General features: G+C 41.1%; 10 protein-coding genes and 1 pseudogene. 3 read left to right on the plus strand and 8 right to left on the minus strand.

Features of this window, described 5'->3' with window-relative positions:
• Positions 1-70: 70 nt before the first annotated feature.
• Positions 71-667: a hypothetical protein gene (locus CDC37_RS22000; protein ID WP_096625150.1), complete on the plus strand. Its 597-nt coding sequence runs from the start codon at positions 71-73 to the stop codon at positions 665-667.
• 27 nt (positions 668-694) lie between these two features.
• Here CDC37_RS22000 and CDC37_RS22005 read toward each other — a convergent pair whose 3' ends face one another.
• Positions 695-1,411 (minus strand): alpha/beta hydrolase family protein, encoded by a 717-nt coding sequence (locus CDC37_RS22005; RefSeq protein ID WP_096625152.1) that lies wholly within the window; start codon positions 1,409-1,411, stop codon positions 695-697.
• Positions 1,412-2,266: 855 nt separating this feature from the next.
• Here CDC37_RS22005 and CDC37_RS22010 point away from each other — a divergent pair.
• Positions 2,267-3,313, plus strand: a complete 1,047-nt coding sequence (locus CDC37_RS22010; RefSeq protein WP_231943146.1) for a dihydroorotate dehydrogenase-like protein — start codon at positions 2,267-2,269, stop codon at positions 3,311-3,313.
• A 453-nt stretch (positions 3,314-3,766) separates the two neighbouring features.
• Positions 3,767-5,334: pseudogene (locus CDC37_RS22015) on the plus strand (phytoene desaturase family protein).
• A gap of 13 nt (positions 5,335-5,347) precedes the next feature.
• Here the strand turns inward: CDC37_RS22015 and CDC37_RS22020 are convergent.
• The 7 genes from CDC37_RS22020 to arsB all read right to left on the minus strand — a co-directional run bounded on the left by CDC37_RS22020 (position 5,348) and on the right by arsB (position 13,022).
• A complete protein-coding gene (locus CDC37_RS22020; RefSeq protein WP_096625156.1) occupies positions 5,348-8,257 on the minus strand; it encodes a zinc-dependent metalloprotease in 2,910 nt (969 codons plus the stop codon).
• Between the two features lie 425 nt (positions 8,258-8,682).
• A complete protein-coding gene (locus tag CDC37_RS22025; protein ID WP_096625158.1) occupies positions 8,683-9,552 on the minus strand; it encodes a polyphosphate kinase 2 family protein in 870 nt (289 codons plus the stop codon).
• 337 nt (positions 9,553-9,889) lie between these two features.
• The gene (locus tag CDC37_RS24590; protein ID WP_172892813.1) at positions 9,890-10,252 is read right to left on the minus strand and encodes a hypothetical protein; all 363 of its coding nucleotides are present in this window, start codon (positions 10,250-10,252) and stop codon (positions 9,890-9,892) included.
• 126 nt (positions 10,253-10,378) lie between these two features.
• Entirely contained in the window at positions 10,379-10,831 is a 453-nt protein-coding gene (locus CDC37_RS22035) for a DUF2996 domain-containing protein (protein WP_096626524.1), read from the minus strand.
• Between the two features lie 288 nt (positions 10,832-11,119).
• The gene (locus CDC37_RS22040; protein ID WP_096625162.1) at positions 11,120-11,329 is read right to left on the minus strand and encodes a hypothetical protein; all 210 of its coding nucleotides are present in this window, start codon (positions 11,327-11,329) and stop codon (positions 11,120-11,122) included.
• Positions 11,326-11,739, minus strand: coding sequence for an arsenate reductase, glutathione/glutaredoxin type (gene arsC / locus CDC37_RS22045; RefSeq protein WP_172892814.1), 414 nt, complete (start codon positions 11,737-11,739; stop codon positions 11,326-11,328). Before arsC ends, CDC37_RS22040 begins: the two co-directional genes overlap by 4 nt.
• A gap of 134 nt (positions 11,740-11,873) precedes the next feature.
• Positions 11,874-13,022, minus strand: a complete 1,149-nt coding sequence (gene arsB / locus CDC37_RS22050; protein WP_096625164.1) for an ACR3 family arsenite efflux transporter — start codon at positions 13,020-13,022, stop codon at positions 11,874-11,876.
• Positions 13,023-13,098 lie beyond the last annotated feature (76 nt).

The raw sequence follows: 13,098 nt of genomic DNA on the forward strand, positions 1-13,098 counted from the left end.
AAGTAAAACGGTATTACTCCCCACTCACACTCTTCCAACTAAATTCTATCCTCAATTTTTGTTTTGGTATATGCGTCACAAATTCATTTTTCAAGTTGGTTTTGGACTGGTTAGTATTTCCTCCTTACTGAACTTCGCTCCTGTTTCCTTAGCTGGAGATACAATTATTCGCGGAGCTGCAATAGATTCATCTTTTGCACCAGTAAATCCAGGTATTGCCACACCGAATCCAGGAATTGTATTTCAAGGTGATAACATCATTGTGACAGACCAGGTGCAGTCAGGTTTAAATAAAAGCATTAATGAGATTTTTAATAGTAATCAAAATCAGGATAGTACGGTGATCGCTTTGATTCGAGGTGATAATATTACCTTCGCAAAACAGCAAGTCATCGACGCATTTACCAAAGTTGGAGTCGATGTTAATTTAACAACAGAACTAAGCGCTAGATTGGAAGCTTTATTTAACTCCCAATCCGTGGATATTAATCAACTGAATGCGGCAATTAAAATTTATAATCAGATTGTCAGTCAAACTGGTGATAGTAACCTAATTGCTCTGAGTGAATTAGCGGAATTTAAAAAAGTCGCCGAAGTTTTGAAAAAACTGCGACGTACAGTTAACTGTTCAACTCGTGTTCAGAGTAATGAGTGCATAAGTCTTTAAAATCAGCTTTTCCCCATCTCCCTTGCTTTAGAACAAGGACATGGCGTAGAGATGAAAATCATCATTGGTGGTGGATGTGAGATATTGCTGGAACCAACCGCTAGCGAGTCTCCCGATTTCCCGCAACATTGAGGTTTCGTCCCAGGATTGATTACCATCACCAATGATTTCCAATTGTTTCTGCTGTGTGGGAATTTGGGCAAAAATATATTTATTGGCTGATATTGCTTGTAAATCGTGACCATCAACAATTAATAAAGTTGGAGCAAGCAATGAGGCGATATTTATACCAACTAAATCGGTTTTGACACCGCGGGTGACAACAGCTTTGACTGCGCTTTTCTGTGCTGATGCAGCAATTAAAGCAGTCACCCCACTACTGCGATCGCCAAAATAACCAATTTGTAAGTTGCGTGTGAAGGGATTTACCTTTAGCCAATCGGTAACGGTAACTAATCGGGATGAAAAATGAGCTACATTACCGTAAAAATGCTTAGTTCTTTGGTCAATAATTTCCTCTTCTTTCGTCAATAAATCAATGAGTAAGGTTGCCAATCCTGCTTGACGAAAAATATGGGCGAGATAACGGTTACGAGTGCTGTAACGGCTATGACCACTGCCATGCACAAACACAACCATCCCTTCCGCATTGACAGGTATAATTAATTCTCCCTCTAATTGCTGCCGACCCAGGTCAACATGAACAATTTGTTCTTCAACATCGAATATATTTTTTTGATACATTGTGTTTCGCCTCTCAAGCGGTGAATGAATGTAGATGCAAACTCTAATACTCCACCAAACTCAAAATGCTGGGTGGAAGTCAGGGAATAGGGAGTAGGGAACAGGGAGTAGTAAATAATATTACCCAGTAAAGTGGACTTGTTAGACTACTAGCGCAATCGAGTAAATAATTTCTCTTTATAGTTTTAACCTTAAGTTAATTTGCGGAGAATCAAACTGAATTTCTCTTTCTCTTAAGCTTTGAGCTTTAATATCCGTAATCTATTTATAAAAGTTCATCACCTAGATTTCTCAAAAATTCTTAAAACCGACGGTAAGTAGGGAATAGTCAGTAGGAAGTATTAAGGATAATTAATCCATTCCTCAATCAGAAATCCGGAATCATCCCTATTTGAACGTGAATTCGACAGATTCAAATAACCTCTCTCCAAAATGGATACAGGCTGTGGAAAAATTGATTTTTGGTTAAAACCACAGAATTTTCTGCCCCTCTCCGTTCTGCGGAGAGGGGTTGGGGTGAGGTTGATCGAACTCACGTTATTTGAAGCAAATCCCTGCAATTTACTTCAGAGGGGGAGTAGGGGAAGCAACAAAAGGAGGAGGAGAAAATGTATAAACATTTTTGGGAAATGGTAGAAGTCGCAAGTGAGTCGCTGTGATGTACTGCTGACAGTAAAAACAGATAACAGTAGTTTTCCCTGCTCCCGGATCTACGACCTCATCAAAACCATAAATTTTCCTATTTACAGACTGAGATTATCCTGATGGATATCCTCACAAAATCCTCAAACTTTATTTATATATTTGTAGGAGAAGCAAATTCAAAATCATACTGAAAAATTGGGTGGAGACGACATGATGAATTATGGGGTAGATACATCAGTTTCCTATATGGGAATGACATTGCGATCGCCTTTAGTTGTAAGTGCATCGCCCTTGTCGGAAGATATTAGTAATATTATGCGAATGGAGGATGCGGGAGCGGGAGCTGTAGTTCTTTATTCCCTCTTTGAAGAGCAAATCCCAGCAGCAAGTAAACAAGATAATTATCAAGCCAAGTATAACTCTGGACAACATATGTTTTCTTTGGCTTATTCCCCCGAATCGCCAACTTTTCGTACCCGTCCAGATGAATATATCGAGTTAATTCGCACTGCAAAACAAAAAGTCGATATCCCAATTATTGCCAGTTTGAATTGCACCTCCCTGGGTAATTGGATTAATTATGCTCGCTATATCGAACAAGCTGGTGCCGATGGATTAGAATTGAATATTTATATCGTTCCCACCGACATTAACTTAACCAGCGGAGAAATTGAGCAAAATTATTTGGATATATTACAAGCAGTGAAAGCTGCGGTGAAAATTCCCATTGCAGTTAAACTCAATCCTTTCCTCACAAATGTGGGAAATTTAGCCAAAAAACTAGACCTTGCGGGAGCAGATGCATTGGTTTTATTCAATCGGTTTTATTTACCAGATATTAATTTAAATAAACTCCAAGTAGAACCCAATGTATTCTTAAGTTCTCCCCAAGCAAAACGATTACCAATGCGTTGGATAGCCATTCTATATGGACAAATAGCTGCGAATTTAGGTGCTACCAGTGGTATTCATCGGGGACACGATGCAGTGAAATTAATTATGGTTGGTGCAGATGTCACGATGCTATGCTCCACCTTGCTGTTGCATGGAATTAAACAGATTAAGGAAATAGAACTAGAATTATGTGCATGGATGGAACAACATGAGTTTTCCGCCATCAGTCAATTTCAAGGAATAATGAGTCACCAAAATAACCTCAATCCCCAAACCTTTGAGCGCGTTCAATACATCCAATCCCTGAAAACCTTTAAACCAGAATGGTCTTTAGCCCACGACACATCCTATTATTTTGGTTAAAATCAAAATAATTCGTAATTTGTATTAGCCTACGGTAAGCTGATACGCGTCTACGTAATAACCGCTACGCGGGAAGCAAGCTACGTAATATGCAATGCAGACACCAGAACAAATGAAAGTGGTTTTTCTCTACTACTCCCTATTTTCCAGCAAGCACTAAAGTCCTCACTACGACCTCAAAATAGTATGCATATTATACCAATTTAATATGAAGACGCATAGAAAGAACCCCACCTGAACCCTCCCCAATTACCCTACGGGAACTTGCTACGACGAGGGGACGGAATTTCTCCCTCTCCGTAGGTGAAGGAGTGGGTTCAAATTATGTGCAACTTTACATTAAATTGGTATCACTTAAGTCCTGTTAATTACAAATTAAGAATTACGAATTACGAATTACGAATTACAAATTACGAATTAGTAATTATCTTGGTATAATCGAGCAAACCTTGATTGGAGTTGCAAGTGTCCACAGAAACTATCACCACCGACACCGATATTATTGTGATTGGTAGCGGTATTGGTGGCTTAAGTGCGGCTGCATTGCTGGGCTATTATGGTTTTCGTGTTGTGGTGTGCGAAAGTCATACTATCCCTGGGGGTGCAGCTCACGGTTTTGAACGGGATGGATATCAATTTGACTCTGGTCCTTCTTTATATTCCGGTTTATCTGCTCCTTCCCCCAATCCCCTGCGCCAAGTTCTGGATATCATCGGTGTGGAACTGCCATGTGTTAATTATGATACTTGGGGCTGTTTTGTTCCGGAGGGATATTTTCCCGCTTCCGTAGGTGCAGAACAGTTTTGTCAGGTGTTACGGGATTTACGGGGGGAAACTGCTGTGGAGGAATGGCAGAATCTACAGGCAATGATGGCTCCCTTTTCCCAAGCATCGGTAGCAATTCCACCTGCGGCTTTACGGTGGGATTTGGGTGCAATACGCACTATTATGCCTTTTTTGGGTAATTTAGCCAAACATGCGGTGAATGTGAGCAAATTGACAGGGGCTTTTGCTCCCCTATTACGAGGGGTAGTTCAGGACGAATTTATCTATAACTGGTTGAATTTATTGTGTTTTTTGCTTTCCGGTTTACCAGCAACGGATACATCAGCCGCAGAAGTGGCATTTATGTTTGCAGATTGGTACAAACCGGGGGTTAAATTAGATTATCCTCTGGGAGGTAGTGCGGCTTTAGTGGATGCCTTAGTTCAGGGTTTACGGAAACACGGAGGAAAACTATATCTCAATGCCCATGTGGAGCAAATACTGGTTAAAAATAAACGGGCATCGGGTGTAAAATTACGGAATGGGATGGAGATCAACGCCAAAAAGGCTGTGATTTCCAATGCCTCCATTTGGGACACCTTAAAACTAATTCCGGATGGTGCAATTTCACCCCAGTATCGCCGTCAACGGGAAGCGACACCCGAATGTGACAGCTTTATGCATTTACACCTAGGTATTGATGCCCAAGGATTACCAGCTGATTTGGCATGTCATTATATTTTTGTGGAAGACTGGAATTTAGGCATTACCACCCCCCAAAACGTCGTAGTTCTATCCATACCTTCCACCCTTGATCCATCCCTGGCACCACCGGGTAAACACGTAATTCATGCCTATACACCTGGTAACGAACCCTACCACCTCTGGTCAGGGATGAAACGCCATACCCCTGCATACCAACAACAGAAACAAGCTCGGTCAGAGGTGATGTGGAAGGCGATCGCAAAAATAATTCCCGATATCCAGCAGCGCACGGAAGTAAGTTTGGTGGGAACACCATTAACCCATGCAAGGTTCCTACGTCGTCATCGAGGCAGTTACGGGCCAGCAATTTCCGCCCAAACAGGCTTATTTCCCACCGGAAAAACCCCCTACGGGGTTTACTCTGTTGTGGTGATTCCACTTTCCCCGGTATCGGTTTACCAGCAGTAGCAGCTAGTGGAATGATTACAGCCAATACCCTCGCATCTGTAAATGACCATTTACAAATGTTAAGGGAAATTGAGTTGATTTGAACATCCCTGCTGCTTAATTCGACTGTAATCGGGCATCGAGGATTTTATCAATGCGATCGCGTGTTTCTAAAATATGGGCTTTAGTGTAATCATCTTTACCTGTGACTGCCTTCAATTTGTCATTCAAATGTCTGAGTTTATACCAAGCAATGGTACGGGCATCTTCCGGGAATCTTTCATAGGGTGATTCTTTGCGTAGCACCATGACCGTTAATGCATCGAGGTACTGTCGTTGTAAACCTCGTCGGAGACTGGAAATTTTAATGTCTCGATTTTTGGCTTGCAGTACTTCTGTCCAAATTCCCCTTTCTAAGGTATCAAAGAGTTCGGGGATCGTCAGGGATTTGGCGGTGGTGTTTTTCAGTTCCATATCCTGGAGACGGGTTAAACGGTCTGGGGAAAGTAAATCCCAGAGGACGGAACCTTGCAAAAACAGAACTAGATCATGGATAGGATAATCCAGTCTACCCACCCGTAAATTTACACCCCAGTGTCGCCATCGGGAAGGGGCTAATTTATTTAATAATTCGGGAGGAAAGTTTAAGGCATCTTCGGCAAACACGTATTTGTGCAATACTTTCAGTGCTTGTCGTTGTTTTTCCACGGGTACGGCTTCAAAGGGTAATCGGTTGGTTTGGTTTTGGTCGGGACGCACACGGTAGAAAGATTGGCCACCAATGTATTTGCTGGCAAAGTAAATGTTTTGGAAGTAATTAAGCAAAATAGTAATAAAGCGATCGCTGACATCACTATAACTTTCGCCGATGATAGGATAACCTTTATTCAATAATTCCCACAACCGCCGTGAATTATCTAATTGCCATTGGGAATATTGCAAGACATTACTGCTGTTATCCCAAGCGTTTACCGTCGGGTCGAGGTCATAGATATCTTCATCGGTAGCATAACTGAATTCGGGTTTTGAAGAGGATTCGCTGGCTATTTTTTCTAAAGCGGGTTTTTCGGCTTTGGTTGTAGCTGCGGGGATGGGTGTGTATCCGTATCTAATTGCCCATTCGTCATAAACACCTACTGTCTGGGGAAAATACTCACCCTGGGGACTAGTTTTTGGAGCAATGTTAGGGGGGATATAATCCATCACCGAAGCTATTAAACCCCGTTGTTTTGTAATACTGGTATTATTCATTTGTTCGGGGGTGAGGAAAGTGCTTCCCCGGAAATTATGGCGCAAACCCAAAGTATGACCCACCTCATGGGCGATAATCAACCGCAGATATTGATGGACGTAATCCTTGGCTTGGATGCTATTTCTGGATACCCCCTGTAACATGGATAGGGTCATTTTCCCGTAGGCAAATTGATTACTCGCTTCCACTCCATAACACAGGTCGTAGGTATGAGCAAGTTTCCCCAGACGTTGTAGGACAGGAGGTAACTGTTGTGTTGGGGGATTCTTTTTGATACTATCTGGATGATTAATATTAAAAGAATGGTTACATAGCATTCGATTTTGCATCAATGTAGAAATGGCAGTCCGATTTCCCCTCCCCATTTGTTGCGGTTGAATAATATTGCGATAATCACTTTTTAAAGCCCGAATAAAACTAGCATCAACCAAAATATCTGCATCTAAAATTTCCCCCGTCAACGGATTTACCCGCGATGGCCCCATTGCAAAATAACCATCTATCGTATTAATCCAACGAATCGTATTGTAGCGAATATCTGCCGGATCCCAGGTAGCATCATCAGGCATTTGTTTAACTTCTAGGGCATTCTGAAAACCCGCTTTTAAAAATGCTTGATTCCACATCAATACACCTTCACGAATGGCTTCCCGATACTCGTAGGGTGTGGCATTATCTATCCAAAATACAATCGGTTTTTTCGGAGGGGAAATAGCTGCCTTCGGGTCTTGTTTTTGCAAATCCCAACGATTAATATAACGTACAAATGGGTCACTACGGTCATCGCTAGATAAATCCTGGTAAGCGGTGAGGAAATAACCAACCCGTTCATCAGCCAAACGGGGTCTATAATTATTGTTGGGTAAGCGCGATAAACTGTAGTGTACCCGCAACGTAAAGCCACGGCTATCTGCTAAGGACTCTAAGCGAGATAGAACTGAGTTACTATTAGTTTTACCACTACTACCAGTCATATTCAAAACTGCTTCCACTTCCACATTTTCTGGGAAAGCTTTGGCACTTCCAAAATAACTTTGTTCCGGGGATGCAACTTCCAAAGCACTGGCAATTCCCGCCAAATCTCCTAATAGTAAATCACCCAAATCAATCAGTAAGGTTTTCCGTTGGGGATGAATACTTTTAATTGCCAAATTATACAAAACCGAATCACTAAAGGAACGAGCCACAGAACGTACCTGGGGGTCTCCTTCACGGGTACGAAAATTCACATTCCTGACTGCAAATTGTAATTTATCATCAACCCGTTGAAAATAAAACAAAAAATCCTGTAAAGGCATTCCACTATAAATACCCGCTTCCCCAATTCCCGATTCGAGGGTTGCTGTAGCCAAAAAATTCTCGTTTAACTGTTCCGGTTTAATTTCTAAAAAAATCTTATTTTTCTCTTGATTCCGGTACAAAGTAAACAACCCAGGGATTTTTTTGGCATCTTTAACAACCTCATCAAAATCCTCCATTTCACTATTTTTCTTTTCTGGAGTTTTCGCTGGAGTCGGTTTTTTGGCTGAACTTTTATCCGTTGGATTTACAACCAATAAAGGCTGTTGTCCACCTTTTTTCACATCCTCCACCACCCAAACATAGGGTTGACCCTTCACCTGCTGACCTGACTGCATCACCCAAACTTGGGGTGGAGAAGTTACAGATTTAGCTTTTACTACATCCCCATTGACCATCACTAATGTAGTACCTGCTACTAATATCCCACCAAACCAACGACTATGGAAAAATACACCTGTGAAAAACCCGCTCATGCCAATTATTCCTTCAAAATACTAATGCCAATTCGCCCAAACTTGTCATCTAATCTTCATATTGATTTTTAGATGTTTTATACTTTGCACGCTGATATATTCCCCTTTTGGTTTGTTGACAGTTAATAGGTGACTGTTGGCCTTTAAACATTAACCATCTCAACGAAAAGCTAACTTTTTGACCGTGTAAAGTATAATCTATTCCTGTTCCTCACAATTCAGTCTGTAGCAAATATTACGCATTATTTATCTATATTAAATAGCATGATTGGGGCGAAAATGTGAAAAAACATCCAAAAAAATCCATTTTTCCTGTGCCAGGGATAACATTATCGGGAATTTTCTGATTTTTGTGAAGAGTAGAGACGAACCGACGGGTCATCTAGGGGTAGGATTGATTTACATTCGGTTACTAGACGACTGAACTAATCAGTTTCCGCTTCTAACATGGCTTTAGCGGTAAGGAGGTGTTGACGCTGTTCGTGACTAATTTGTGGATAACTGAGGTTCAGTTTTTGCAATGTGTGACAAATAATACCAGCAACAACCAGACGCGCAAACCATTTGCGATCGCTCGGTACAATATACCAGGGTGCCCATTCTGTACTAGTATGATTAAATGCATCCTCGTAGGCGTGCATATAATCGTCCCAATAAGCCCTTTCTTCAACATCACTTAAGGTAAATTTCCAGTTTTTCTCTGGTTGCTCGATTCTCTTGAGAAAGCGTTTTTTCTGCTCTTGTTTAGAAATATGCAAAAAGAATTTTAAAATAATAATTCCATTATTTGTTAAGTATTGTTCAAAATTATTAATTTCCCTAAATCGCTGCTGCCAAATTTGATTATTTGGTGGTATGTAGGGTAATTGTTGAGCCTGTAAGATTTCTGGATGCACCCGCACAATCAATACTTCTTCGTAATAGGAACGATTGAAAATACCGATGCGACCCCTTTCCGGCAAAGATTTACAATAGCGCCATAAATAATCATGGTCTAGTTCTTCCTGACTAGGGGTTTTAAAGTTAAAAACTTGACAACCTTGGGGGTTCACCCCGGACATCACATATTTAATAGTGCTATCCTTTCCAGCTGCATCCATTGCTTGAAAAATGATTAATAGGGCATATTTATTATCAGCGTAGAGCATATCTTGGTCTTTACGCATTTCCTCAATGCCTTCTTGTAATTTCAATTGAGCATCGCTTTTTTGATAAAAATCATCGGTATATTTGGGGTCATAGTCTTTTAAGGATATTTTCTGCCCTGGTTGTACTAAAAAGTGTTTATATTTCATTGATTGAACTGATGACAAATGGAATTAATATCGAAAGTATACCTCTGTTATATCTTGAGTGTTTGAATATTTATTTTTATTAATTAGAACGGTGGGAAAGTCATCGTTAATGAACAGTTGAGGTCGGTGAGGGAGTGACTACATTGCGGGGGTTAAGGGCGTTAAATTAACACCAGAAAAAATGTGACAGATGAATTTTGTCTGTAGAGACGCAATAGATTGCGTCTCATATTCCAGATGTGTAACGGACATTTTTTGAATCGGTATAATATTCGGGGCGTAGTGGTAGCTGACACAGAAAACAAATAAACCTTCAATAAAAATAAATCAGAAGATTTTATTTTTTTTCGAGCGCTTGAATAGTTAAATCATCCTGAATTAACTTTTCCTGTAATGAGGGTGGAAGTGTAATTTTTGGTAATTGGGGTTCCGATGACCGTGGTGTAATCAGATGATTCCATTCACCAATATAAGCAACACGTATCCACAATCCCATGCTGATACCAATACAAAAACAGCCGCTAATAAAACTTAACGGCGTGAAAGTTAGAAACTTTTGTTGAATCATGTTCAAAGACCACACCACAGAGAATAGTATGCTTGATAAGCTAGGTAAATTCGAGCAATTATAGACCCATTTGATGTCGGTAATGAAAAATATTTCTGCTTGTTGTTGACAAGTTAAGGGTTGACTAGTCAAGCTAGGAGAAAATATTTTCCCGATTCTCACGAAATCAGATAGACAGTAATATCTAGAAATACCTAGCTGGTTAGTATACTTCTGCGGGGAAAATAGTGCCACTTTTTTGGGGAAAGTAACGGACAGTTAATTGCGACCTAACCATTTTTGTCCGTTTAAACGGCGTACAGTTCCAAAAACCAGTAAATCGAGGGTAATTTTGCGTTCATCAATTAAAAATGACTCTAGGGTACTAGGTACTTTCCCCTCATTACAAGAAAAAGCTTTTTTCCCTTGAATATTCTCGTCAGGGAAATAGATATTAAACTGTCGGTATCCATTTTGCCAACTACCAACCACTTGCCAACATTCCCCCAATCCTTCCATTCCGCGAATGGGGAGTTGCTGCTTAGTAAATTTTAATTCTAAATCACGCACACCCTCATCAGCGATCGCTTTTTGCAGTGCAGGTAAATAATCCTGTTCCATAAACTCCACAAATGGTTTATCTTCCACTGCTGGTGGTTTTTCCTTTTTCGCTGCGGGTTTTTTTGCAGGGGTTGCTTCTTCCGTGGGTTTTTGATTTATTTCGTCCGCCATTACCAGGTTATCCTTAATTTTGAGTAGAGAATTGATGACACAGTAGTCAGGGGTGAGATGGGTTTCCAACTTAGCTGTCAACGTGACAGTTTCTCCCCCAGCTAGCTGCAAAGTGTTGTAAATTGACTTTTTTCCATTTTATTTTGACATACCTGTGCTTTCTCGACTGCTTTCTATGGCACGGGGTAAATTATTTTCGATTTTGGATTTGAGATTTTGGATTATCCTCACGGGTACTCCCAGGGTTGTCTTAGACTGGTATTCCACCACATAGGTTATGAGGAACTCTTATACCATTTCACTAAAATTTTGATACATTTTCTGACCCTGCTCCCCCTGCTTCCTAGCATTGGAAAGAGCGATCGCTTGTGGGTAATCATCTTCTCCTGTGACAAGGGGGATTGTGGCTTGGTAGGTTGGGGTAAAAAAAGCGTTGAAAATATTCAGGGAAAATACTAATTGCGATCGCAACCCGTAATCAAGGCTTTTAAAAATCAATTCATTACCAGACCTAGTTGTAGCTGTTCCAATAACTCCATGACTTTGTGTTTCACTTGATCACGGACATGGCGATACTTAGCAATTTCCTCCCCTTCCGGGTCTTCCAGTTGCCAATCTGCAAAAATTTCCCGTAAGACCCATTCTTCAGGTAAATTGACACCACATCCACACAAAGATATCACTACGTCGTAATCTGCGGCTGGAAAATCGCTTAACGGTTTAGAGGTATGATGACTAATATCAATACCCACTTCCTCCATCACCTGAATCGCAAGGGGATCGACCTGACTTGCTTCTAATCCTGCACTGGTTACTTGAATTTTTCCCCCAGCAAATTTTCGTAGCCAACCTTCCGCCATTTGGGAACGACGGGAGTTTTTTTTACAGACAAACATCACTTTTTTCATTCTATTCTCCCATGTCGTTTGGATATAGCCCTAGCTTTTGCTTGATGCTTGGTTCCTTTGTTCGTAAATTCTTCATCTGTTCCGGTGTCAGCTTCATATGTAGGCTACTCCCCCACCCCTACTCCCCATTTCTTTCAGTATCTTAAACAGCGAGGGTCCCTTAAGGTGGCTTTTTCGGGTTCGCGGGGAAACCACATGGCGGTACGCTTGCAAATTTCCACTAACATCAACATTACGGGAACTTCGATTAATACACCCACCACAGTCGCTAAGGCTGCACCGGAATTTAAACCGAATAACATGACGGCGGTAGCAATAGCTACTTCAAAATGATTGCTAGCTCCAATTAAAGCGGCTGGTGCTGCGTCTTCATAGGCTAGGTTTAATTTTAAGGCAGCGACGTAACTAATGAAAAATATGAAATTGGTTTGTAAAAATAATGGTACAGCAATTAGGAGAATGTGTAGGGGATTTTGCACAATTAATTCACCTTTGAAGGCAAAAAGCAGCACCAGTGTCACCAGTAGGGCGGTAATGGCAACGGGAGTCAGGTATTTTAAAAATTTCGTCTCAAACCAAGTTTTACCTTTATGTTTAAAAATCCAGTAACGGCTGTACATCCCAGCAATTAAGGGTAAACCAACATAGATCAAAACCGATAAACTAATTGTCTGCCAAGGTACGGTTAAATCATTAGCAGCGAGTAACCACCGACCCAAGGGTGCGTATAAAAATAACATCGTCAAGGAGTTGACTGCAACCATCACCAGGGTATGACCTTGGTTTCCATAACAGAGATATCCCCACATTAATACCATTGCGGTACAGGGAGCAATTCCTAATAAAATGGCTCCAGCGATGTAGGAATTAGCGATACTGACATCCACACCCCGAATTAACTCACTACCGGATAGCAAGGGAGCAAATAGCCAACCGAGGAAAAATCTGGCAAACACCACCATCGAAAAGGGTTTAATTAACCAATTCACCACCAAGGTCAAAACCACAGGCTTAGGGGTGCGTATGGCTCTTTTCGCTTGGGTAAAGTCGATTTTCACCATGATGGGATACATCATGAAAAATAAACACACCGCAATCGGAATGGAAACCTGGTAGATACTCATCCGATCAAGAGCGATCGCCACACCAGGAAATATCCGACCCAAACCAATCCCCACCAAGATACACAACAATACCCATAATGTGAGGTATTTTTCAAAAAAGCTGAGACTTCCACCCGCGACTATAGCTTTGGGACTGGTATGTTGATTATCCAGATTCATGCAGATTCCTCTTCTAGGTTGGGTGGAGAAGTAGTAGTGCTACATCCCCATCTCAACTGCTCAATTTCAATGCGTG

The sequence above is a fragment of the Calothrix sp. NIES-3974 genome, assembly GCF_002368395.1.
Classification (GTDB): Bacteria; Cyanobacteriota; Cyanobacteriia; order Cyanobacteriales; family Nostocaceae; genus NIES-3974.